The 25,670-nt window shown below is 31.2% G+C and carries 21 protein-coding genes and 2 tRNA genes; 17 read left to right on the top strand and 6 right to left on the bottom strand.

Features of this window, described 5'->3' with window-relative positions; all coding sequences use genetic code 11:
* Positions 1 to 81: 81 nt before the first annotated feature.
* The 8 genes from EG348_RS07030 (at position 82) to EG348_RS07000 (ending at position 8,256) form a co-directional block, all read left to right on the top strand.
* A complete protein-coding gene (locus EG348_RS07030) occupies positions 82 to 1,326 on the top strand; it encodes a bifunctional folylpolyglutamate synthase/dihydrofolate synthase (RefSeq protein WP_123981942.1) in 1,245 nt (414 codons plus the stop codon).
* 42 nt (positions 1,327 to 1,368) lie between these two features.
* Positions 1,369 to 1,443 (top strand) — tRNA-Val (locus tag EG348_RS07025).
* A 30-nt stretch (positions 1,444 to 1,473) separates the two neighbouring features.
* Positions 1,474 to 1,548: transfer RNA gene (locus EG348_RS07020), tRNA-Val, on the top strand.
* 325 nt (positions 1,549 to 1,873) lie between these two features.
* A complete protein-coding gene (locus tag EG348_RS07015; protein WP_317127001.1) occupies positions 1,874 to 3,067 on the top strand; it encodes a site-specific integrase in 1,194 nt (397 codons plus the stop codon).
* A 56-nt stretch (positions 3,068 to 3,123) separates the two neighbouring features.
* Entirely contained in the window at positions 3,124 to 5,643 is a 2,520-nt protein-coding gene (locus EG348_RS07010) for a DEAD/DEAH box helicase (protein WP_123981938.1), read from the top strand.
* A gap of 441 nt (positions 5,644 to 6,084) precedes the next feature.
* Entirely contained in the window at positions 6,085 to 6,540 is a 456-nt protein-coding gene (locus EG348_RS21840; protein ID WP_262696710.1) for an ATP-binding protein, read from the top strand.
* Positions 6,537 to 7,028 carry a hypothetical protein gene (locus EG348_RS21835; protein ID WP_228414840.1) on the top strand — a complete coding sequence of 164 codons (492 nt, stop codon included), beginning with the start codon at positions 6,537 to 6,539 and terminating at the stop codon, positions 7,026 to 7,028. Before EG348_RS21840 ends, EG348_RS21835 begins: the two co-directional genes overlap by 4 nt.
* Complete coding sequence (locus tag EG348_RS07000) at positions 7,006 to 8,256, top strand: DUF3871 family protein (protein ID WP_123981936.1); 1,251 nt, start codon at positions 7,006 to 7,008, stop codon at positions 8,254 to 8,256. The genes EG348_RS21835 and EG348_RS07000 overlap by 23 nt, the downstream gene beginning before the upstream one ends.
* A 56-nt stretch (positions 8,257 to 8,312) precedes the next feature.
* Here EG348_RS07000 and EG348_RS06995 read toward each other — a convergent pair whose 3' ends face one another.
* From EG348_RS06995 to EG348_RS06980, 4 genes are read right to left on the bottom strand one after another with little or no spacing between them, the layout of a single operon-like run.
* On the bottom strand, positions 8,313 to 9,044 hold the full coding sequence (locus EG348_RS06995; RefSeq protein ID WP_123981934.1) for a TatD family hydrolase: 732 nt from the start codon (positions 9,042 to 9,044) through the stop codon (positions 8,313 to 8,315).
* Complete coding sequence (gene qatC / locus EG348_RS06990) at positions 9,037 to 10,335, bottom strand: Qat anti-phage system QueC-like protein QatC (protein ID WP_123981931.1); 1,299 nt, start codon at positions 10,333 to 10,335, stop codon at positions 9,037 to 9,039. Before qatC ends, EG348_RS06995 begins: the two co-directional genes overlap by 8 nt.
* Positions 10,332 to 11,168 carry a hypothetical protein gene (locus tag EG348_RS06985; protein ID WP_123981929.1) on the bottom strand — a complete coding sequence of 279 codons (837 nt, stop codon included), beginning with the start codon at positions 11,166 to 11,168 and terminating at the stop codon, positions 10,332 to 10,334. Before EG348_RS06985 ends, qatC begins: the two co-directional genes overlap by 4 nt.
* Positions 11,169 to 11,171: 3 nt before the next feature.
* A complete protein-coding gene (locus EG348_RS06980; protein ID WP_123981927.1) occupies positions 11,172 to 12,992 on the bottom strand; it encodes a P-loop NTPase fold protein in 1,821 nt (606 codons plus the stop codon).
* A gap of 404 nt (positions 12,993 to 13,396) precedes the next feature.
* On the opposite strand from EG348_RS06980, the gene EG348_RS06975 reads away from it, so the two are divergent.
* Positions 13,397 to 15,619, top strand: coding sequence for a cysteine peptidase family C39 domain-containing protein (locus tag EG348_RS06975; protein WP_123981925.1), 2,223 nt, complete (start codon positions 13,397 to 13,399; stop codon positions 15,617 to 15,619).
* 4 nt (positions 15,620 to 15,623) lie between these two features.
* Positions 15,624 to 16,121, top strand: a complete 498-nt coding sequence (locus EG348_RS06970; protein ID WP_123981923.1) for a hypothetical protein — start codon at positions 15,624 to 15,626, stop codon at positions 16,119 to 16,121.
* An 89-nt stretch (positions 16,122 to 16,210) separates the two neighbouring features.
* Here the strand turns inward: EG348_RS06970 and EG348_RS06965 are convergent, their stop codons facing one another.
* Positions 16,211 to 20,578 (bottom strand): NACHT domain-containing protein, encoded by a 4,368-nt coding sequence (locus EG348_RS06965; RefSeq protein ID WP_123981921.1) that lies wholly within the window; start codon positions 20,576 to 20,578, stop codon positions 16,211 to 16,213.
* 507 nt (positions 20,579 to 21,085) lie between these two features.
* On the opposite strand from EG348_RS06965, the gene EG348_RS06960 reads away from it, so the two are divergent.
* From EG348_RS06960 to EG348_RS06950, 3 genes are all read left to right on the top strand, one after another.
* A complete protein-coding gene (locus tag EG348_RS06960) occupies positions 21,086 to 21,436 on the top strand; it encodes a hypothetical protein (protein WP_123981919.1) in 351 nt (116 codons plus the stop codon).
* Between the two features lie 259 nt (positions 21,437 to 21,695).
* Positions 21,696 to 22,142, top strand: a complete 447-nt coding sequence (locus tag EG348_RS06955) for a JAB domain-containing protein (RefSeq protein WP_123981916.1) — start codon at positions 21,696 to 21,698, stop codon at positions 22,140 to 22,142.
* Positions 22,143 to 22,210: 68 nt separating this feature from the next.
* Positions 22,211 to 22,393 carry a hypothetical protein gene (locus EG348_RS06950; protein WP_123981914.1) on the top strand — a complete coding sequence of 61 codons (183 nt, stop codon included), beginning with the start codon at positions 22,211 to 22,213 and terminating at the stop codon, positions 22,391 to 22,393.
* A 410-nt stretch (positions 22,394 to 22,803) separates the two neighbouring features.
* On the opposite strand, the gene EG348_RS06945 is transcribed toward EG348_RS06950, so the two are convergent.
* Entirely contained in the window at positions 22,804 to 23,058 is a 255-nt protein-coding gene (locus EG348_RS06945; RefSeq protein WP_164463263.1) for a helix-turn-helix domain-containing protein, read from the bottom strand.
* A gap of 150 nt (positions 23,059 to 23,208) precedes the next feature.
* Here EG348_RS06945 and EG348_RS06940 point away from each other — a divergent pair, with 150 nt between their 5' ends.
* The 4 genes from EG348_RS06940 to EG348_RS06925 all read left to right on the top strand — a co-directional run bounded on the left by EG348_RS06940 (position 23,209) and on the right by EG348_RS06925 (position 25,479).
* The gene (locus EG348_RS06940; RefSeq protein WP_123981909.1) at positions 23,209 to 23,673 is read left to right on the top strand and encodes a hypothetical protein; all 465 of its coding nucleotides are present in this window, start codon (positions 23,209 to 23,211) and stop codon (positions 23,671 to 23,673) included.
* Positions 23,674 to 23,719: 46 nt separating this feature from the next.
* On the top strand, positions 23,720 to 24,145 hold the full coding sequence (locus EG348_RS06935; RefSeq protein WP_123981906.1) for a hypothetical protein: 426 nt from the start codon (positions 23,720 to 23,722) through the stop codon (positions 24,143 to 24,145).
* 144 nt (positions 24,146 to 24,289) lie between these two features.
* On the top strand, positions 24,290 to 24,712 hold the full coding sequence (locus EG348_RS06930) for a hypothetical protein (RefSeq protein WP_123981904.1): 423 nt from the start codon (positions 24,290 to 24,292) through the stop codon (positions 24,710 to 24,712).
* A gap of 32 nt (positions 24,713 to 24,744) precedes the next feature.
* A complete protein-coding gene (locus EG348_RS06925) occupies positions 24,745 to 25,479 on the top strand; it encodes a metallophosphoesterase (protein ID WP_123981902.1) in 735 nt (244 codons plus the stop codon).
* Positions 25,480 to 25,670 lie beyond the last annotated feature (191 nt).

The following is a 25,670-nucleotide window of genomic DNA, read 5'->3' as shown; positions in this document are numbered from 1 at the left end:
TTAGACGAATCAAATTTAAAAAAGTTACAGATAAAAAAAATTAATGTTTTATTTTTATCAAACTTTTGAGAATTTTGTATCATGACAACCGAAAAATACCAAGAAGCCGTTGATTGGCTTTTCATACAAGCGCCTAACTATCAGATTGATGGAGAAAAAGCTTACAAACCTGGTTTAGATAATATCACTAAACTTTGTGATTTTTTTGACAACCCTCAGGAAAAAATAAAATGCATCCATATCGGAGGAACCAACGGAAAAGGCTCTTCCAGCAATATGCTGGCATCGGTTCTTCAGGACTCAGGTTATAAAGTTGGCTTATACAATTCCCCTCATCTTATTGATTTTACGGAGCGTATAAAAGTAAACGGCAGAAACTGTGACAAAGAATTTGTTTTTAATTTTATCCAAAAACTGAAAGGTCTTCCTGAAGATATTCTTCCCTCTTTTTTTGAGTTCACAACCATTATGGCTTTTGAATATTTTTATCAGCAGCAGGTAGATTTTGCAATCATTGAAGTTGGTTTGGGCGGAAGATTAGATTCCACGAATATTATTAAACCTTTGGTTTCTGCCATTACAAACGTTCAATTAGACCATCAAAATATTTTAGGAGATACAATTGAGCAAATTGCATTTGAAAAGGCAGGTATCATTAAAAATAACACTCCAATTATTTTTGGAGACGAAAATGAGGTCGTAAGAAATATTATTAAAGAAAAATCAATCAAAGAAAATGCTTTATTTGTTGATGCTACGCTATTAAAAACTGATTTAAAATCTGACTTAAAGGGAAATTATCAGGAAAAAAATATAAAGGTTGTTCTAGCATTAATTGAAGAATTAAGAAAACTCAATGTAAATATTTCCGATCAAAATATTGAAAACGGATTATTAAACGTTCATAAAAATACCGGATTCATCGGTCGCTGGTTTGAATTTTCACAAAATCCACTGACAATTTGCGATACAGGACATAATCAGGCAGGTTTGGAGCAGGTTTTTACTCAGTTAAACTCAATTGATAAGCATAAACACGTTATTTTAGGCTTTGTGGTTGATAAAAAGATCGACGAAGTGATGAGTTTATTACCTGAAAATTCTGAGTTTTATTTTGCAAAACCGTCTATCTACAGGGGCAGACATCCGAAAGATTATGAAGATCTGCTGATAAATGCAAAAATTTTTTATAAAATTTTCGATTCTGTACAGGAAGCGTATTTATCTGCAAAACAACGCTGTACAAATGAAGAAATGATTTTTATCGGCGGAAGTAACTTTGTTGTTGGAGAATTTTTAGAAAAAAATTTGGAGTTTTCCGAATAAGTCGTATATTTGCACCACTCTAAACGGAAATAACGTTACAGAGGGCGATTAGCTCAGTTGGTTCAGAGCATCTGGTTTACACCCAGAGGGTCGGGGGTTCGAATCCCTCATCGCCCACAAAGGTTCCTAACACCTTTAAAAAATTTAGGGCTCTTAGCTCAGTTGGTTCAGAGCATCTGGTTTACACCCAGAGGGTCGGGGGTTCGAATCCCTCAGGGCCCACAAAATCTCTCTTTTTTAAGGGAGATTTTTTTGTTATATACACTTATCTCTCCTATTCATGGGCTTTTTGAGTATTTTAATCATTCTTTCAGAAACTTAATTTTAAGCATCATTTTCCAATTTTAAGGCAGACTTTTAGGTTACCAATATTTCCTACAGGTTACCAACTTCATTATTCGAGCTATTTTACTCTGATTTTACTTCTAAAATCAAGATTAAAAAGAGTAAAATAAAGCATTACTAAAGTTAAAATGTTTTAAACTCAGGTTACCAATTAGGTTACCAACAAAAATCTAGGTTACCAATCTAAACACCCATGAATACTATGAAATTATCAATACTATTTCTATTAAGAAGAAACAGAACTAATGAAAAAGGAGTCTGTGCAATTGAGTGTAGAATCACTTTAGACAAGCAAAGAAAACCTTTTTCAACTGGGATGTTTATCAACCCAGATTATTGGAATGCTTCAAAACAGAAAGCTCATCCTCCCAATAAAGGAAACACTCAAATCAACACTCAATTAAGCCTGATTAAACAAGACATTAATCAGGCTTTTTTATTTCTCCAAGTTCAGGAAAAGGACTTTGATGTAGATGACATCTACAGACAGTTCAAAGGAGAGAATATCAAGCAGGATAAATCCATTAATGAAATGTTTAATTTACATATCTCTAAACAGGAAAAACTGATTGGTATCTCTACCACTAAAGTATCAGTAGCTAAGTTTTATCAGACACAGACTCATGTAAAGTCTTTCATAAAGCATCAGTACAAAAAATCTGATTATCTTCTGAAAGATATGACTATGGCATTTATCACAGAGTTTGAGTTCTATTTAAAGGCAGAAAAGCAGTTTAAACAGAATACAATCTACAAGACTATACAAAGGTTTAAACAAATAGTTAAGTTGGCTGTAGGACTGGATTATTTAGCTAAAGACCCTTTCCTACTCTACAGGAATAGGAAGCCTAAAAAGCAAATTGTATTCTTATCTAAAGAAGAGCTTGAAGCATTAGAAAAACATAATTTTGCTTCTGAAAGACTACAACAAGTAGCTGATATGTTCATTTTCTGCTGTTATACTGGATTAGCTTACACAGAGATGTCAAACCTTAAAGAAAGTGATATTCAGACAGGCTTTGACACCAACAAGTGGATACATATTCACAGACAGAAAACTAATAAGAGCTATGAAGTTCCTTTACTATCAAAGGCTTCAAGCATTTTAGACAAGTACAAGGCTGAAAATCAAACACTCCCTATTGTTTCAAACCAAAGGTTCAACTCTTATTTAAAGGAGATAGCAGAGATTGTAGGTATCAACAAAGTTCTCACTCATCACATAGCAAGAAAAACCTTTGCTTCTACTATTCTACTTTACAATGATGTCCCTATGGAAATAGTTTCTGAGCTTTTAGGTCATTCAGAGATTGGAATTACACAACAACATTATGCTAAGGTTGTAAAGGAAAAAGTTAGTGAACAGATGGGTAAGTTAAATTCTAAACTAAAATAAGTCTTATTATTAACTGCTTTGTACTATTTTTACAAAGCAGTTAAATTTTATTAAGCATGGAGCTACCAAATATACATTTTGAAGACTTCCCTATTGAGTTTAAACAAATCAATCCTGAAGACTTCCCCAACTTCCATACTACTGAAAAGATTATTATTTCTCCTGATAGTAATGGATATATTAAAACCCCTTTAACTAGTCACATTAAGCTACATGACAAGAATACTGTAGTTATTAATGCAGGTGTAGGGCAAGGTAAGACTACAGCAATAATTGATGTTGTAAAGCAATATTACACTAATACAGATTATGTTGTTTTCTTAGCTTCTCCTTTTGTGAGCCTTGTAGAACAATATTACAAGGATATCTTGGAAAAAGAAATTCCTGAAAGAGATGTATTCAGATATGAGGTTTTGGGAAATGAAGAAGCCGCAGACTTCTGGCATAAGAGAGTTCATATAGTTACAGCAAATTGTCTTTTAGGAAATCCCGGAGAGGATGCTTTTATAAACTCCAGTATCAAAAGATATTACATCAATAGGTTGGTTAAATACTGTGAAAAACATGGAAAGAAAGTTGTCTTTATCTATGATGAAATACATGATGCTATTCATAATTTTAAAGAAAAATATATTTTTAATCTTTGGAAATGGAGAAATGTAATCCTTAAAAACTACATCATCAGTGCTACATATAATGAAGCCTCAAAAGTTGTTATTGAGTACTTAGCTGAGCTAACTGATGATAAAATACAAATTATAGAATCTGAAAGGATAAGGTTCCCTGAAAAACAAAGTGAACTATTCTTACATTACAATAATGAACAATTCTATACTTATGATGATAAGACTATTACTGAGCTAGTAAAGGAACTTATCTATCTAGGAAAAAATATTGATATACTATCTTACTCAAAAACACTAGCAGATAATATTATTAAAAATAAAGATTCAGGGATTGGAAAGGAATTATATTCGAAGTATGATAAAATCAATAATTGTACTTCTGAACTGGTTCTAAATCAAAGAAATGATAGAGCTATACCCCAAAACAGATACAATTCAAGCCTGTGCAATGTTGGGACTAATTTTAAAACTGGTGTAAGCATCAAAAAGGAGAATCATGCTTATGTAATCATCCTACCTCCTAGAGGAGCTAAAATGCTTTTTAAAAACAACTATGGAATATTCTCTGGAGGCATAAACTCCATTATTCAGGCACTAGCAAGACAAAGAGTAAAAGGAGAAATACATCTCATTCTCCCAAAACCAAAAGATTTTGATTTTGAATCTCTCCACTTTGAGGAAGTAGAAAAGACCGAAGAATTCAAAGAATTTTACACTTCTGTAATGGATATTCAGGAAGTAGAATATAAAGTAAAATATCTCACCCTATCATCACAAAATGAGCTACTTAGTACATTCTATGAAAAAGAAATCAAAGAGAATATTAAACAAGAGATTGATTTTGTTAAGACATTAGATAGGTCAAGTAAAGCCAGATTAGATTTCCCTGAATACAGGCTGTTTAAGCTAGATGAGGGAGAAGCTGTACTAGCTAAAAAATATGATTTCTTTGGAAATGATCTATCTTCTTATATCACTTATTGCGCTATTACCAACCAATTTATCAACTGTAAACTAGTTTCTGGTAATAGAATGCCAACCATAATCTTTAAATATGGAGAAATACAAAAGGGATTGAAAGAATATTGTAATAACTACTACTTCAAAGATGATAGAAGAATGCATATATATTATTTTTATAATGATGCTCAATTTTATAATATATTCAGAGATGATTTATTCAATAACTTTCAACTTATATTCCAAACTTCTAGTGGACAAAAGCTACCTTTAAAGAAGAATGGAACAGCTAGCCACAATAAATACTTTGAATTACAACTACTTAGCTTTGTACAACATTTTGGTTACCCCAATAATCCAGTGAATAAGTATAAGTATTTTAAAGATGGAGAGCTTTATGATGGACTATATGATAGAAGCCAATATTTCCTTGAAGGTTTAGCTCATGCTGAAAGAATAAATATTGATGATGTTCAGGACAATCCATTAGCTACTAGAAGACTTAAAGCATTCAAATTTTTATCTTTTCTAAGGCAACAAATAATCAGTTCACAACAAACTATTACTACAGCTCAACAGGGCACATTTCAATTTGTATTAAATAAACCTGATGCTGATTTTATCCCACAAGACAGAATAGAAGAGTTTAGAGAAATGCTAAAGCATTTCCTAGAAGAGGATGAGATGCTTTCAAAATATGATTTTAAAGATAGATTTGTGAAAAAAGAAGAAAGCAAACAAATTGAATCTTTGTATAGTATCATTATAGCAGACTTTTATAAAACTGAAAACTATAAAGAATCTACTGGAGCTAGAAGAAATGGTAAGAAAATCCTTATTGTTAGACCTATTCCTAATCATACAGAAGTAGTAAACTATATTTCTCTGCCTGATTATGACTATGAAACTTTACCTGAAACCTTTTTTGAGGTAAATGCACTTTCTGAAGAAGAGATCAGAAATATAACGGAACAAGTAAGAAGAAACTAATCCGTCCAAAATCCCTAAGACTATATATAGGTTTTAGGAAAAGTGGACGTATAAAAACAATCCCTGTACTCTAGTGTACGGGGATTTATTATTTTATCAAGTTATAAATTCTCTTTTCATATTACCTCTTATACCCTAGATAAAATGGTTAGTTTTAGGTAATGACACAAGGGGTTCTTTTTAAATCTCCCCAACCTTAAAAATCTATGATTTAACAACGCACGAATTCAGAGGAGGACAACTCTGTTGTAAGTTTTTGTTCCAAAACCTTTTGGTACACGAAGTTACAATTTTCTCAGCACAATTTCAATAGTTTTAGCTCTACTCATAAACATTTGAAGCTGATAGCCAAATTGTAATTCACCCATAAAATAAATTCATTTTCAACCTTTTAAATTAATCATTATGCAATTAAAACAATCACAAAGACAACAGGTCAAGTTGAGACTTGGCTTATCTGGAGCATCAGGCTTTGGAAAGACCAAATCAGCTTTACTATTAGCTTACGGAATGACACAGGACTGGAGTAAAATAGCTGTAATAGATACAGAGAACTCTTCTGCTTCTCTTTATTCAGACTTAGGAAACTACAATGTACTGGACTTACAAGCTCCATACAGTCCTGAAAGATACATTCAGGCAATTGAGCTATGTGAGAAATCTAATATCTCAGTTGTAATCATTGATTCTGTCAGTCATGAATGGAATGGTTCTGGAGGATGTTTACAAATTCATGAGCAATTAGGAGGTAGGTTCCAAGACTGGAGTTTAGTTACGCCTCGCCACCAAGCCTTTATCAATAAGATATTACAATCAAGTTGCCACATAATTACCACCACAAGAAGAAAGATAGATTACTCTTTAGATGTTGAAGTAATGGCAAAACCCAAGTGGTGAAGCATGGAACAAAAGAGATCACCAGAGATGGTTTTGAATATGAATTAACCATCAACTTCGAGTTAGTCAATGAAAACCACTTAGCTAAAGCTTCAAAGGACAGAACAGGACTATTTATGAACAAACCTGAATTTGTAGTTACATCTGATACGGGTAAAATGATATTGGAATGGTGTAATTCAGGTTCAAAAACTGATCCTACACAAAGCTTTGTCCCAAGTCCTACAGGAAGAAACTCTATGCCTAAAATAGATCCAAAAGATGCTTTTGAGTGTACTCCAAGCCAAAACCTGATAGATGCTACAGAACAGGAAGTATATGAAACTATCCAAAGCTGTAAATCTGTTACTGAACTATTAGCCTTGTACAGACAGTTTCCTCAGTATCAGGAGAACTTAAAGCCTGATTTTGAAGCTAAGAAATCCCTACTTATCAATTTAACTAACCCTAATAATTTCAGTAAAAATGGACACTCAAAGTTTCAGTAAAACTCCCAACATTATAGAATTAGTTTCTAGATCAGTAGAAGCTCCTATAAGCCTAGAGCTAAGAAGTGTAAGCAATACTGTTTCTGTAGAAAAGAAATCAATCAGAGACCTTTTCCTAGATGATAATGAGACCTTTGAAGATGCAGAGGTTTTCTACCCAAGCAAGATGAATGAGATTGATATCCCCAGAATTGATATCCCAAAGAAAGAGCCTGAAACTTCAAATGTAGTTCAGGCTTTTTTAATGCCTAATTCTAAAGCACAGACTATATCTCATAATCCTGCTGTTCTAGCTGAAAGTAGAGATAATCAGCCTAATCCTTTTATCCTAGCTAATACATCAGAAGTCACACTACATCACTTACAGAGTGATTGTATTATTCCTGTATTTTCTAAGGATAATGAGAAGACAATAGCTCATCAGGAGTTTATCGAAGTGGTATTGAGTGCTGTTCAAGAAGTGTTCCCTCACCATAGCATTACAGAACCAGAAATCAGAGTTTCTCATCAAATTAAAGGCAGAACTCCAAGTGCAATATATAAGCCCGTAAAAGAGCTTTTAGAGCATGAAAAGACTATTTACTATGAGAGAATGGCATTCATTATTAAAGTTCCAAGTATCACTGATATTGTAAATGGTAATGAGCTATCTCTTACAATAGGAGGAATCAGAAGTTATAATCAGGAAAATTTATATTCAAAAAAGTCACTGGAGAGGTTTAAGTTTTTTATAGGATTCCAAAACCAAGTCTGCATGAATCTGTGTGTATCAACAGATGGATTTCTTGAAGATATGAGGGTTTCCAATGCTCATGAATTATACACTAAGGCACTAGAAACAATGCAGAGTTATAATGCAGAGCTTCACCTTATGGAAATGAAAGAGCTTACACAGGATTATCTTTCTGAGCATCAGTTTGCTCAGCTTATAGGAAAAAGTAGGCTCTATCAACATCTACCTAAGTCTGAAAAGCAGAATATTCCTTTGTTAAATTTTAATGACAGCCATATCAATACTATGGCAAAAGACTATTATGAAGATAATAACTTTTGTAGACAGGCAGATGGAAGAATTAACCTTTGGGATGCTTACAATCTCTTTACACAGGCTAATAAGAGCAGTTATATAGATACTTTCCTAGACAGGAATCTGAATGCTTTTGAGTTTTCAAAGGGTATTCAGAAAACACTCAATGGTAGTCCTAATTATCATTGGTTTTTGAGTTAGTAATAGCCCTGTTTGATACAGGGCTATTTTTCAATATTTATTACCTAAAGTAATTTTTATGATAATATTTTTCTCAGGTTAATATTTAAAAGCCCCAGCATTTCATCATAGTCCTTATTTCTGAGTTTGGCTAAATTATTAACAGTTTCATTAATATCAGTAACTCTGAAAGGAGTTTTGTTCTTATTCATTACAAAAGGATAATCAGATTCTAAAAGAAGCCTGTCAGCAGGTATATGATTGATTACCTTTAAACCATTATTAGAATTGAACATTGCATTATTAATAGAAAAGTAGGCTCCATTGGCAACTGCTATATCTATATTTTTTAAATTACCTGAGTACCAATGTAAGATGAACTTACTATTAAACCTACTTCCTATAATAGATAAAATATCATCAACGCTATTTCTACTATGTATGGTTAATACTTTCCCACCTAAATCATTACACTTATGAATAAGTGATTCAAAAAAACTTAATTGAGTTGCTTTTGAGTTAATTGCAACCTTATAATCTAAACCAACTTCTCCAATATATTTCGCCTCATTTAATAAACTCCACATTTGAGGTATATACTTTTGATATTTCTCAATGAGTTCAGGATGAAAGCCTAAAGCAGGCTTTATATATTTTGATTCAATCCTATTTTTAAATTTAATATAAAGAGGAGGAAGATTTGTTACAGCTACTGTATATATTTTTAGTCTTTCAATACTGTTAACTTCTTCATTAAAATTAGGTGATAAATCTAAATGAGCATGAGTGTCAAATAAAAAATTAGTCATTCTTAGTATTTATAAAAGTGGCTAATTCTTCCATTCCTCTCTTAAATAAATCTTCATACTTATCTATCTCCTCATCAATTTTTCCGGACATTTGAATTGTAAATAAACCCTTATCATTTTCAACATAATCTAAAAGTCCAATCTTATAAGATCTTAGTTCTATGTTTGCTTTCCTATTTTCATAATCAATATCTCTGTATGGTGTAGCATCACTGTCAAATGCTTTTAAAACAGAAGCTCTTCTAATAGTGCATGGCAAACATGTGCCACAGTGTTTCGGCTTAAAACTACCTTTTACCCATCTGACTTGATCCGGGTGGGAACAAGACATTGTCTCTTTATAATGTTCCTTAATAAAATCTGGTTCCTTACTGTTTAATAACATTTCTCCTTTGGTTAAAAACTGATAAGGATTTTTTAATTTTATTTTTACACCAAGTTTTACTAATAATTCCTGAAACATTTTTAGATAATATGGATGTGTTGTTCTAGTACTACTACTCCCCAATCTAGAATTGGTAAGAGGAATGTTTAAAGATATTAATCCATTTTCAGGAATATATAAATCAACTTCTTTATTCATGCAGGATGCTAGAATAATAGCATGCATAAAAAACATAAATGAACGGGTTCTGGTTGTATCTTCAATTCCTCCAATTGGTGTTGCATTAAAATTGAAAAATTGCTCATCTTGTAAGCCAAATTTATCCTTTAATAGGGAAGCAACTTTATCTTGGAAAGGCTTTACCCCTTTTCCTCCTCCATAATGCCCAATAAATGCAATGTTTTTGCTTTCTTTTAGTAGATCTATTGCACCAATAAATGAATCTAGACCCCCAGATAGCATACAAAAGCAATCAGGAATATACTTACTTGAAATATATCTTTGAGCAATGTTTCTAGATATTTTAGCCTCTTTTTCATTTAATTCTCTTTTTCTAAACTCAAAATCCCAAATATCACCACTTAAGTAAGAAATCATTTCTACAAGCAAATCCTTATTTTCATTCCATTTATCAACTTCTAATACTGGAATGTAAAGTTTTACTTCTCTAGTCCAGTTGTCAAAGGTTCCGCTTCTTAAAACCTTCCTATCAACATAATACACCATTAAAGAGATATACCATAAATCTAATGCCTCATTTTGAAAAAAGCTTGGCATACGATATAGAGGTCTTAATAAATTAAAAAATGTATGATTATAGTCTGCCTTTGAAGTTAAATCTACTTCAGTTGCTGAGGCTACAGTGAATGCATCATCAGTATTTAGTTTAAATATAAATTCTGTCATAATAAATCTTCAATTACGGTGTAACATTGGTTATAAAGGCTTAGTATTTCTTTTGTTGAAAATTCATAATCTTTAATCTCTTTACCTTTAAAGACAATCTCAATCTTAGAATGAATATATTCTTTTATATCCTTTTCTAATGCTACTGCATCTGCTGCACTTTTAGAATTACTTTCAATTCTTGATCCTAAATCATTTATTAACTTTTGATAGATATAAACTTCTATATAAGTTGGAATTATGATATTTATATCTAATTTTTCAATAGCTTCTATCTCTAAATTCTCTTTTTCTATAAGTTCATATAACACTTCCATTGTGAGAATCAAAGCCTTTCTTGAAACAGCATCATCTTTTGTTTTAGGAGAAGGGGCTAAAATGTTTATTAGTTCGCTTAGAATTTCTTTTGTGCTCTTATCCTTATAATCTATCTTATAAGCATCAAGAGTTTCTTTCAGTCCTTGCTCTGAAATACTTTTTACAAAATTTCCAAGATTAATAGTTGTTTTAATCCCTCCTACTGCATTTTTTGAAGCAGATTTAGCTCCTCCATATGCTTTTACATATTTTGAAACTGTTCCCTTAATATTAGAAGATCTTCCTGAAGCTACATTTGACATAAAAGTTTTTGCATTGCTCCATTCAACAGTTTGTTCTTCTTGTTGTTCTACCTTATTATCCTCTGAATCTTGTTCAGAGTCTTCATTTTCAGGATTCTGACTTTCTTGATTATTGGTGTTTTCCTGCTCATTATCTTCAAAATCTGGTGGTATTAGAGGATTATTTTGTGAACCCCCATTGGAATACCCCCCATACATACTTGATGTTCCCATAGTTTAGTTTTGTTTTAGTTCCTGCTCAATTGCTTTTTTTAATTTTGTATTTTCTTTTTCCCATTTCCCAGCTAGTTCTTTAATATCTTCAAACTTATAAGTAGCTCTTCCAAACTCAAAAATATTGGGTATGAAAGTGAACTTTAGAGCTTTTGCAGGTAAGGTTGACAATTTTGCTATAGTATCAGAATGGAGACTTTCATTAGCTTTACCCCATTCAAGAAATGACTTTAATAAGTTTAAATCAATCTCTGTTGATGCTTCTATTGATACAAAAAGTGTTTTTAGAATCTCTGAAGATTCAAATTCATTTATATTTCTTGATTTTTTAATAGCTTCATTTCTGAAAGTATCAGAGCCTGCTTGCAAACCTTTTAAGATATTTTCAGCTTCTGAGCTAAGCGAGTAAGATGATTTAAAGGAAGCAGTTTGTAAGCTTTCTCTTGTGAAATAAAAATAGTTTTGTAAATCAATATCTGACAGTTTTGGTTCAGACTTTATCCAATTATTTAACCAAGAATCATCTTTCCAAAGCTTCAAAGCTTCTACCTCATCCCATTTGTTTTCTTCAACTAGTTTAATTTCTGTTGGCTTCCCATTTTCATTTGCCTGAAGTTCTCCTATTTTCTTAAATACATCATCTTTGAAATATTCTATTAACATTAATTTAGCTAAAACCTTTTTATCTAAGTTTATATTTTTAAACTCAGCCATTTTCATTCTCATGGATAGCGCATTCAAGAACCTTTTACAGTGTCTTGGATTTCCATTAAGCCTGTTTGAAAGTACTGATGAAACTTGCTTAGAGACTGATATTACATCTTTTAACTTATCCTCATCAATGTCCTGAAATTTATCTTTTATTAAGTCATAACTAATCTCGAATTTAATGAAGTTTTGCTCTCTTTCTGATTTAAGAAATTCTATTATTTCAGCATATTCTTTTTTGAAAGTTTCTTGAAGAAATAATGATGTAATATAAAACTCCATCTCGTAAATACCCAACTGAGGTATTTTTATTGGATATTGTATCATTTTCTCAAGATACTCTTTACCAATATCTAAATGGTTTCCTTTAACTTCTGGGAATCTTTTTCCTACAGCATACATTACTTGCCTTTCATCTGCGCCAATTATGAATGAAGTTCCCTTTGTAAACAAGAACAATCTTATTGCTTCTAAAGTCTCTAGAATTGTATCATGGTTACATCTGTCAAGTTCATCTATAAAAACAACTAATTTTTTAATTTTAGTTTCTTTAAGTAAGTCTTCAAAATCTTTTTGAAACTCTCTAAGATTTTTTCTTACTTCCTCCTTTGAAAAAGTACCTTCAAGAACTTTTTTTATTTCCTCATCTTTAACTTCTTGACCTGCTGATTTTAAATGTGAAGCAACCTGCTGTATTGTAATATCTGCAATAGTTCCTAATCCACCTGTCAGCATGAAATCTACTCCATATTTCAGCCCTTTACTTGCTAAATCTAGATAATTTATATTTTTTAAAAGCTTTTTTACTCCGGCTATTGCCTTTGCACTGAGGTTTCTCTTTTCTTTAATTTTATCTATAATTGTTCCTAGCAACGCTGTTTTGGCATCTTCATAATCTTCAAACAACCATCCATTAAATTTTATGCATAAAAAATCTTCATTTGCTTCATATGATTTTAGAATCATTTCTACCAAACTCGATTTTCCACTTCCCCAATCCCCATATACTCCAATGGTACAAGGAGACAAATCTTCATTTTCAATGATATCTTTCGTGACCTCAACTAAATAATCAAAGTTCAATAAGTCAATGTGCGTTTCACTATCTTTCCACATATTATATGTTTTTATTTTTTGAATTCGTAAAATACAAAGATTTTTGATGTTATAATTACTGTTTTCCGTAATATTAGTTAAGTTTTGCGCTTAAATACAGTTTTGGATATAACAAAAACTCCTATCCTTGTATTAAAACTTTACGGTTATATTCTCATGTAATACTCCCCACACCAAACACACCACTATTCTGGATAATGGGATTCCTCCGTAAATTTTTTCCGGAAAAACAAGTTTTTCAGGCAGATTAGACTTTAGCTAAAAATGAAATTTGCTTACTTTTATTTGGGATGGATTTTTTAATTCCATATAACAAAATATAACACGTCAAGTTTTGGCGTGAGTGAAGATTAGCTTTGCTTTAGAAACATTTAAACAAAATATTAACTTCTAAAACACAGCTTATGAAAAAACTATTTGATGATGACTGGAGTGATGATTTATCAGAGTTCAAAGTCATTTCCATTGAAGACTTAAATAAGGGATTTGTAGGGAATAATAGTGCCTTTGGAAATACTATAGTCAACAAGGATAATTCTCCTGATTACAGAAGTCCTTTCCATGATTACAGAAACACTCCACTAGGATATTCTTATCTTACTGATAATCCTGTATCAGTCTTTGCGTCTACTGGAATAAATGATAAGGGAGAGAAAGGATATGAGTATCAAGCTCAGGTATTACCTTGTGAGAATGGTTCTCAGGTATTGGGAAGCTATAATGCCAACAAAAGAGAACCCCAGAGTCTTTTCCTTTTCTATGAAAAACCAGATTCTAAAAAATCCAACTTCGCAGGTGATTTTTATATTGCCAAGATGGGAGATTATTTTGTTCAGCTTTTTAAGAGATTTCCAGACCCACTCCCCTCTACTGTTGGTGGAAAGTTCTTTAAGAATATCACATCTTTGGAAGATGAAGCTGCTTTTTTAGCCCAGCTAGCATACACCCATGAAGGAGATAAGATTAATGCAACTCTTGCACGTGATGCATTAATGAGAGAATATCAGTTTTACACAGGAGACAGAAGATTTGAAGAAATCATAGGTAATATCACTTCCATTCCTGCTGATGCCATTGGATGGTGTGCAGAGCAATTGGAAAGCTTAAAACCTACAGAGAAGAATTACAACCCTGAATCTAAGGATTACACACCTTTGATTCCTCTTGTAGTTGGTGTAGGTGTGATTCCTATACCAATAAATATGAATAAGGCTTCACAATTCTTTGAAAATCTGGGGAACAATCCTTTTGTTCAGGGTGCAGAAGTTGCTTTTACTCAGGTTTGGGAATTGGTAAAACAGGCAGCAAGTAAAGTTAAGGATGCTTCTATTGAACATCTTCCTGATGCCTTCAAAGGACTTGTAGAAAAGATTAGTGGTGTTATTGATACCATTAAAAATTTTCTTTCTGAGGTTGGAGATGACCTTACTGAGCTGGCAAAACAAGGAATAGAGGTTCTGAAAGTTGCTAATGCCTTTTACTGTGGTATAAACAGTGGGCTTATAGGTCTTTTACAATGTATTTTATACATCTTACAGTTTCTTTTTCAGCCAACAACAGCCTTGTCTTATGACCAGTATAAGGATAAAAGAGATTTGTTAGAGAAAGCAGAAGATGTATTAGACTGGATTCTTGCAAATAGTCCTGTATTTTTAAAAGGAGTTAAAGATCTGTTCAGTTCAGGTGGAGGTATCTCCCAATCTGATTTTGAAGGTATATTTGACAAGATGAAGGAGTATTGGGATAAAGCTTCTCGTTATACAATAGCATTTTATGTAGGTATAGTCTTTTTTGAGTTCATCATCAATATTTTACTTTTTATTTTTACTGAGGGTGCAGGAAATGTCATAAAAGGAACAACTTATCTACAAAAAGCTACAAGCTTGCTAAAAGTAATAACAAGGGAAGCAATTTCTGCTGTAACATTTGGTATTACAGATTTACTAACTTTTCTTTCAAGATTTATTATTAGATTTGGGAAGGCTTGTGCGAAAGGGTTTAAAGGCTTCATTAAGTTTATAGAAGAACTATTACAGGGTACTAAAAATGGAGCTAAGGCTGAAGAACTAGCTGATGAGATTCATGATATAGAGGAAGTAATACTTAAAGGAAGAAAATTACAAAAAGGTGGTGGTGATGCAACCAAATCTTTTGCTGAAAATGCAGGAATTAAGATTGAAAGATTTGTAAGTGAAGCCAAAGTCTTTGGACAATCTACAGATTATACTTGTGCTGCTACTTCTTTGAGAATGGCATTACATGACAAAGGTATTTTATTGTTAGAAGATGAGTTGGCTAGAGCCTTAAAAACTGATGCTGGTGGGGCTTCAATTTTAGATATTCCTGAAGCTTTATATTTTAAGAGATTAGAAGATGAAGTTATAGCCATTGCAGAAAGAGATATTAAATTCACCATGCTTTTAGAAAAACTAGAAGATGGAGATAAGGCAGTTGTAAGTTTATGGACTAATGAGTTTAAAGGACATGCAATAGTATTGGAAAAAGTAGAAAATGGAAAAGTATTTTTACGAGACCCATTACCTATGAATCAAGGCTCTTCTTATAGTATGAAAATAGAAGATTTTGAAAAAATATTTAACAAAAAAGCAGTAATTATTAAAAAATAAAGTGATGACAGAACAAGGAAACATAACACTTAATGTAAAAGGTGAAAAGCCTTTAAAAGGGTATCAAATTGTGAGAATAAGAAATATAAACAACGCTAAAGAGGTATTGACCAATTTTAAGGAAGCTGTTCTAACAATTTTGAAAAATAAAAATTTAAGTGATGAAGACCCTAAATGGGAAAAACTTTTACCACAAGGAATTGTATCTAAAATTAATCAGTTAGATGATGACAACAAAAAATATGATGAATTTTTGTATAGTGTTAATTCAAATATCGATGATTATCAAAGGCTTAGAGATTGGGAATGGTACAGCTCATTAGAAGTAGAAAAAGGTTTTGATATTATTGTAAAAGGCAAGTTTAACGCGGGTAAGTTTATTAATTTCATCCACTGTCAAAATGTTCCTTTAGATGATATTAGGATTATAGATGCTGATAAACAAGAATTTTATGAGCTAAAAACAATCAAGGACTACACTTCATATAAAATATTAAAATAGAACTTAAAGTCTCCTACACTCTAATAACAAAACCATTTCTTGATTAGGAATGGTTTTATTTATAGCTGCCAGATTAAATATTAACTAATTTATATCATAGATTCTATGGCTTGATTAGCATTGTTTCTAAGATGTGTATGCTTTAGCATATTATCAAAAATATCAAGAGACTTATTTATGAGGTGTTTATTTTTATTGATTTCTGAAACCAATTTACTATATATTCCCAGTATTAGCTGTACAGGTTCTTTATCATAATAACCCCTTTCTTGAATATTTGGAGCTTCACGGAAATCCATATTACTTAAAAGTTCTATACATTCTTCAGGATAATCTTTAGAGGATTTTAAAAGATATTGTAAAAAATATGATGGACTCCTTTTGCAGGAAAAAGATTTAGAATAGCTTCGAAGAAAAGGCAAGAAACAAGAGAAGTTTGCCAATTTAAATTTTCTCAAAATTATGGCTGAATATTCATGTGCAAATTCCTTATCAGTCTCACCTAAGAGGTTAGATAATATATTTAATGCTTTATCATTAACACTTCCACTTTTGTCAATTAGAAACTCTTCTGCTACATGTAGGGCACATAGCTTCGCTTCTTTTCCTTTGTTTATAAATTTATTGAAAAGTTGTTTGTCATTATCTAAGCCAAGTAACCAGCTTGATATCATTACAAAGCTCTCCTTATGAAGTTCTGAGATTCCTAATATTCTGTTGAAATAAATCTCCATTTCATTATGATATTTATTATTAAAGTATTGAGCAGTATTAATAGAAAACTTAAGGATTTTAACATCATCTGTATCTGTTAGTTTTGAGAATATTTTAAATGCTCTATCTATATCTAGGTGATTTAGATATGCAAGCTTATCCAAGATCATAGCTCTTACTGAGTCATTACAAAGTGGATTTTCTATTACATTTTCTATTGATGAAAATATTATTTCTTCAAAATCTTTATCATAGTAACAGCACATTAATTCGTAAAGAGCAGATCCCCTTATTGAATTAATGGCATCATGTAAAGGATATTGAGGGTTTAATTCTTTCTCTTTTTCAGGAAAATTAATCACCATATCACGTAGATATGATACTATATCTAAATCTATATTTTTATTTTTCACGAAATAACCAGCTTGATGATTAAGTATGTCCTGATATAAAGGGATTTTAATATTTAATGCTAAAAATTTTTTATAAATTCTCTTCACTTTTTCAGGGTTATATCCACCATCTATCAGTCCTCCAATACCTTTAATGACATACCTAGGTGATATATCCTTGTTTTCAAATAAGCTTTCTATAAAATCATAAAATTTTTCTGGATTTTCTTTTACTTTATTACTAAAAGCAGTAGAATGTTGCTCTATATCACCTTTTAACCATTCTATAGGACTATAGTTTTCATTATACTTTATCATGCTTTTTCTCCAGTGCTTAAAGCTCATATTATTGTATGCTGAATCTTTTAAAGGAGAGCCTACAGAACCCCATTTAACTCCAGAAGAATGCATTGCTTTTTTATGGTTAAGTTCTCCAAATTTTCTATTGAGTTCTTGATAGGTTTTATAGAGATTTTCATAATCTTTTATCTTTTCTGATGGAAGAGCTTTTATAAAAAGATATTTCTTTTTCCCAAAGCTCTGTAAGTACACTCTTTTCCTCCCTTTATCTACCCAATAATCATAAGTTGTTTTAATATTTAACAAAATCTTATTAAGAAAGTTAGTCTGTTCCCTATCCAAGTGCAAATAAATATTACTAATAAGCTCCCTTAATAGCACTTGAAAATTATCATCACTTCCACTAAAGATATCTTTCTTAGTTAGAATATCTATTAGTTCTATAATCTCATTTTTAAATACGTCTGGGCTAGTGTTAAGCCCTCTTACAATTAACTTAATAATAGCTACATTATCAGTATTTTTATAATTAGTAAATAGTCCTAATATAAAACTGTTTTCACTACTCTCTATAAACTCGTACAGATAGTGCTTTATTCCTTTTTCTCCTCGAGATATCAAAGACCTGTCAGTATCCTTTAGCTTAGAGCTTTCATATAATGGAGATTGGATATTCTCATAATTAAAATATGGCTTTTTATGTGTTTTTGATATCTGTTGATAAAGACCAAATAGAAATTGAAAAGTTTCTAATGGAGAGTGTTTATAAAGCTCTTCGATGGTGGCATTTAAGGAGTATTCAAATTCATACATTTGTTTTTTATCTTCATATAAATTCAAAATAGGCTCTGCAAGTTTATTGAAAGTATACTCTCTATTATTTGGAAAAACCCTTTTAAGGATTTCATAATGCCAAAAGTTTTCTCTTCTACCCGTAGATTCATTTTCAAAGGGCATATACTTTTCAAAGTACTTTAATAGATTTTCATCAGACCAATCATCAATTTGCATAAGAAGTTGAGCAATAAATCCATCCTTATTTTCAAAAGATATTGAATCTAAATAGTCAAGAATGGAAATAGAGCAGAGATTTATGTTATTTCTAAATATAAACCAGTTGCTATTAAAAAGAGTATCACTTAAAGAATAAGTTTTATCTTCTTCATTATTTATATTTTTCTCACTTGAAAAACGCTTAATAAATATATTTTCTGACATAAAAAACTTCATCCAACCCTCAGAATAAACGGAATTCATAAAAACCTCTTCATAATCAGCACGTTTAAGTACGTTAATGACAACTAATTCCTTCTCTAAAGTGCATGGATATTTTACACTACCAATATTAGTAATTACAAGAGATTTCACATGAAACCTATAATCAGGAGAAATGAGAATATTTTCTACTGTATTTATATATTTCTTTATATCATATTCTCTTAAATATTCCAAAACCATCTTTATAACGGACCTTACATATAGACTCTGTTCATTATCTAAAATATATTTTTCTAGGCTTTCTTGATTTTCTACGAACTGCTTTGCAAAACAATATTCATAAAATGATTGGTGAAAGAACTGTATTTCTTTATTATACTCACTTAATAAGCTATATGAATTTAAGTAATGAATCTCTTGAAAGTAATCATCTTCATAAATATTACCTACAGAAATTCTTTGCTCTATATACATTTTTTGTGCTATACAGAAAATAAGTTTTTTGAGGTTTAAATCTCTTTTAGGACTGACATATTTTTTCCATAGTTGATCATATAAATCCTTTAAAGAAGAAATAGAATCTACCTCTTTTTTAGAATTACCATCAAATATTCTACAAAAAATATCTAAATGATTTGGAACTCTTAATAGCTGTAGTAATTTTGGGGAAGTGCTGTTAATATTAAATAAAGAAAGAGTCTGGGTTACATTCTCTGTAGAAAGTGGGTTTACAAGCACTTTTCTATATTCGTCAGAATTGTAAATACTCAATTCTGCATCATATTTTAAATCATATGACCTTGAAGACACTATTATTCTTATATATTTACTATTTTGGAGATGTAAAATAAGCTTATTATAAGTTTCTATAAATTCCCTATTTGAAGATAAAGTAAGAGATAAGGCATCTATCTGGTCTATTATAACTACTATCTTGCTTCCTTTCTCCTCTACCTTCTTTATTATTTTATCAAAGGTTAATAAATTATCAAATAACTTACTTTCAAGATCTGAAATAGAATTTGAATAAAACTTATCTGCTTTTATACCTATTACATCAAATCCCTCTTTCTCTAGTTTCTCATATAAATCCTTTAGTATTGCAGATTTACCCAATCCTTTTTCTCCTTTTAGGATGAGAACATTTTTTTGTTTAACAGGTAGCTCATTTATAATCCAATCATATATTGACTTAGTTTCAGTTCTCGTTATATGAGTAATAGTTTTATTTTCAATATAGTTTCTTACTTGTAATAAAGGATATGATGCTTTCTTTAGGATTTCTTTCACATCAATTTCTGGAACAAAATCTCCTTTTACAATTTTATTATGTATTTCCTCTAGTCTGATGCTGTCCTCTAATTCAAAAGAATTATTGTAAAGATGGTGTTCTTTAAGTAGCCCTACTAACTCATTCCCATCTTTTAAGCTTATAAAGCTGTTTGGTAAGTTGTAATTCTTTTCAACATTTTTTTTCCAAGAACTCCACCACTTATTTTGTGATAAATCCAGCAAATTTATTATGCATAAAGTCCAGCTTTTAGGTTCAAATTCTTTAGATTCAACAACAGTTTTAAAAGATTCTCTTATTTGAGATTTCTGTGATTCGTCAATCCCTGAAAGAAAGAATTTGCACTGAATTACATGTATTGGTTCAACACCTATTTCACCTATAAATATATCAATTCCGCCATCTCCTTGATTCACTTTAACTGTTCTAACAGTTTTTTTTGGGTATAATTTTTTAAACAGGCTTTCACATATATTTTCAAATTTTATTCTAGCACTTTCTACATCAAACTTTTGAACTAATAATAACCAATCCTTATTCATCACTTTTATTCTTATAAAGAATATTAAAGGTAAGCAGATTTAAATAAACCTTAAAATTTTACACCTCACGAAAGTCCTCCATCTATTCCTTCCCTCTGTAAAAAATTATAAAAAATAAAATTTTAGAGACTTTATTCTTATGCTTCCGTCCTTCCATTGCAAACCCCCTTTGATTAAAGATTCCTCAATACCCCCTCCCTAAGTTGGAATTAAGCTTTTTTTATTGGAGGTAAATATTACTTTGAAACTGAAGGATAGATCTCTATTCTGCTACAGTTCTAAAATCTATTTCATTCATTTCTAGGAATGGTATCTTAACCTTTTGTTTAACATATGAATATTTATGTTAGTGCTTTGCATCCAACCAAACTTACAAATCAACTATAGTTTCTAGAAAAATAAGATAATACCTCTTACATTACGCCCCGCACTCAACACCTCCACTTATTCTTACAGTCTGTAGTAAACAGGCTTAATCATTAATTTCTAACTCAAAAATCAAAAGCAATGGTACGAATTATCAGTTACAAAACAAGACAAAAAGAGGATGGAACTTCATTCTACATTTTAGAAGTTCAAGGAGGAATTGAAATGGTATTAAGCCAGGCTACAGGTCAATACTATGCTACAGCTAAGAAAGCTACTATATCAACTACATTTGATGAAGAAACCTGTAAAGGTTTAATAGGTGCTGAGATGTCTGGAAAGGTTGCAAAGATTACTACAGAGCCTTATCAGTACACTATCAAAGAATCTGGTGAGGAAGTTACTCTGAACCACAAATACATCTATCTTCCTGAAGGTGTGGAAAGTTCTGAAGAGAAATTAGCAAAACAACTTGAAGAAGCCTTTGCATAAGCCCTAGAACATAAAAATTAATCCGTCCATTTTTCCTGAGTCCATATATAGATTGTAGGAATTTTGGACGGATTTTACTTTTTTTCTAGAACAAGAAAATGTCCATTCTGTGTGGTAATACTATATACTCTCGCACAAAATGGACATTTCTAATCTTTATCTACTAGTAAAAAGTATGAGTTTTTGCAGGAGTATATATAGTAAATACAGAAACTCATACTTTTCAGATTATTCATTCACTAATACCCTAAATTCTTTTATGAAAACAAACACACAAGTGGCAGAATTACTTGTTTCTTATTCTGCTCATATAATGTCTGAACAAAAAATAAGTAATAGCAGAGAGAGTTACAGCCTTATTACCAACCACTGGAACCTAGATACAATGGAAATGTTGGAAGAAGTGAAGATATTGCTACTAAACAAAGCCAATAGGGTTCTAGGCATTTATGATCTATCAAAAGGAGGAATTTCATCTAGTATCATAGATATTAAAATTGTCCTTTCCATAGCACTAAAGACCTTGGCTAGTGGAATTATTATTGTTCACAATCACCCTAGTGGCAACCTCAGTCCTAGTAAAGCAGATATTGATACTACTGAGAAATTGAAATTAGCCTGTAAGATAATGGATATTATGCTATTAGATCACCTAATCATTTCAAAAGAAGATTATTTCAGCTTTGCAGATGATGGTTTATTGTAAATAAGCACAGTAGTTCCAATATGTCTCTAGCTTTATTATATCTATCTGGAATTTAAAACAAATCCATCATGAAAAACTTATTTATATTATTTGAAACAGATGTTTATAAAAGTAAATCATCTAGAATCTTCCTAGGTGTTTTTTCCAGCTTTGAATTGGCAAACAGATATGCGAAGGAAAATAATTGCTACACAGACAAAACAGAAGTTGTAATACTCGAAGCAAAACTGAATGAGTTTCAGGAAATGTGAGTTCCTTAACAGTGCCAAAGTGCCATTTAATCCCAAGTTCAGCTTTTGGAACTAGTGTAAAATCATAAACCAAACAATATCAAAATGTTACCACTTTACCTAGTGAAATAGAAGCAATATTAAGTGAGTTCTCAGATATTTTAGCACTTTGTCACTGATATATCTCTGCTATGCTAGAAACATGGTAATTAATTACTTTTTTTTAAATCACTTCCACTCGTGTATAGCAGCAGAACATTACCCCAAACCACCTAGATTTAGGCTAATAGCCAAAATCCTATTACATATATATTATAGCGAAATTGTAATATCTTGGGCTACTAGTAAGTTGGAGAGTAAATAGAATTAGATACTGATTAGTTCCTAGTGAAAATGGTAACGAATAGGATAAGGAACTATTATTTTAAAGGCTATAAATCATAAATAGCCAAATCATCTATATCTAAAAAGTTTTTCATTGGAATTTCTAATGCCTGACCAATTCTATAAAGTTGATGGAGGCTAATATTCGTTCTTCCAGACTCTATGCGAGAAATATTGGTAGCATCCATTTTTCCTCCCAACTCAACAATCTTTACAGTCAATTGTAATTGAGTCAAATCCTCTTGCTCCCTAAGTTCTTTAATTTTTCTACCTACTAACTTTTGAAGTTCTATCTTATCCATTATTGACATATTTGGCAACATCAAAGGAAATGGTTAAGTTTGCGTATTGTAATGCCATATATGGCAATAAATGTTTTGTAATTTTACGGACTCCCGTAAGGAACAGAAACTATTTATATATAATTTGCTAATTAAATAAACTTAAAAACAATGAAAAAGACTTTACTATTATTCATCTTAGTATGTTCAACTTACCTATACTCTCAGACTTCTCAATATGTAGAGTTTCCAGATGTAAACTCTGAGGTACCTGTTAATAAAGCAAGAATCTATGTTATAAGACCAACAGGAAAGTTAAGCCACTATTATATAACTCTATCATCTAATGGAAGCATGATTGGGAGGCTTGACTATAAGAACTATCTGTGTTGGGATGTAGATGCTGGTAAATATAATTTAGAAGGAGCTTTTGAGGGTAATAAGATCAGAAAGGATCAGACTGAGAATAAAGATTTCTTCACAGTAAATGCAAAAGAAGGAAAGACATACTACATAAGACTTAGTCCAGCTTATGGTCTAACAACAGGAAAAGCTTCATTTGATATTATTGAGCCTGACAAAGCAAAAGAGTACATTAAAAAGTTCCCACAACCTAAAGTGAAATATGTTGATTAACAAAGCTTATACTCTAAGAGATTCAAATAATAACTAATTTTTTTACATGAAAAAATACTTACATCTGTATCTGCTTCTATTCCTTCCATTATTATATACATCACAATCTATTAGTGCTTCAAAATTGCTTGATTATATTAATATTCAGAATAGTGAAACAATAACAAAAGAATTAAAGCAACTTGGTTTTCAAACCAGAGTTGATAATTCAGAAGGTTATCCCATATATCGATTTGCAAAGGAAACTTCAAGAGGAATAGAAAAAATTGAAGTAGGGAAAAATACAGAGCTATTCATGATTACTTATAGGCCAGAGTATACTGCGTATGAAATTTTAAGAAATAAGATTCTTACATCAGATTTTCAATATGCATACAGCTATAAAAGTACAAAGTATTATGAAAATAGCACAATGCGTATAGGTGCAGATAATACAAATGGAATAATATCAGTTTTCAAACAATTAAAATAATAATATGGTACAAGGAATATAATATGGTACAAGGAATAGTCTTAGCCATGATTGCAATTGTGATTGTTAGGCTTATAAAAAAGAAAAAGTAATTCTATTTAAACCACTCTATTCAAAGAGTGGTTTTTTAATCTTAAAACTAATATGAAACCAAGAATATCATTTCGTATAGGCTACCAATATGACAACTGGGAACTGAGCCTAATGAGTATAACAAACAGTATCTCAGAGAATTCTTACTGTAGTTACTTGTGGGTAGGAAGTGAGGTTAAAAAGTTCTTAAACTTCACACCTCACAGAACAGAGCTTATTTTCCATTGGGATATATTGGAAGTTGTAATACTGGAATTTGACAAGAAATCTGAACACTATTATAACAGGCTTAATAAAGCCTTATCAGAAAGAGTTACCAGAGTGAACCTTGAAATTCTTCCTGATGGTATGATTATACACAGGTTCATAACCAGAAAGGTGATTTATTGGAGTATCTATTTTCCTGTAAGTAAAGAAATAAGGTTGATTTACTTTTCAAACTCCTTTACTTACATCAAAACCCTATTGGAATAAAACTTTAAAATATTAATCTAAAAACATTAAAAATGGGAAGAATACTAGTACTTGGAGACCAGCACGGAGCTTTAAAAGCTGTAAAACAGGTCTTGGAAAGATGTAAATTCAATCCAAATGAAGACCTATTAATAAACTTAGGAGATGTGGTTGATAGAGGCGCAGAAAGTGCTGAATTAGTTCAGTTTTATATAGATCTTTCAGAAGAATGTCTTTATAAGCCTTTGTTTATCAGAGGTAACCATGACTTATTTTGCCACGAATGGCTAAGAGGAGGAATCCCTAAAATGGAATGGCTAATGCAAGGAGGAAAAGCTACTGTAGAATCCTACATTAATACAGGATATATCAATGAAGAATCACACTTGAATTTCTTTAATGAAATGTTTGATTTCTATATTGACACCAAAAACAGAGGTTATGTTCATGCAGGATTCACCTCTCCTAAAGGTCTAGGGAATGAAAGATTTGTTAAAAATTATTATTGGGATAGAAGCCTGTGGTCATTTGCCAATACAGAACATAATACTTTTGAATTTGAGGCTAGAATGGAAATATTTAATGTACATGAGGAAGTTTTCATAGGTCATACCCCTACACTGATTCTCAATGAAACTGTACCTATTAAAAGATGTAACATTTGGAATCTAGATACAGGAGCTGGTTATGCTGAAGGAAGGCTTACTATTATGGATACTAACTCCAAAGAAATATGGCAAAGTGATATTATAGAAGAGTTATATCCTGACACAAAAGAAAGTAGTTAAGTTTAAAGTAAAAAGGCATACTTTTAGGCATACCCTTATTAAGAAAAAACTGTAAGATATTACATATCAACCTATAAACTAAAAGAACTGGGGTCCCTCAGGGCCCACAAAATCTCTCTTTTTAAAGGGAGATTTTTTTGTTTATATCATTCAATACAATAATCATAAAAAAAGAACCTCTTTATTTAGAG

This window comes from Chryseobacterium sp. G0201, assembly GCF_003815655.1.
GTDB lineage: Bacteria > Bacteroidota > Bacteroidia > Flavobacteriales > Weeksellaceae > Chryseobacterium.
Note: the sequence above shows the minus strand (reverse complement) of the source record. Positions and strands in the feature narration are given on the sequence as shown.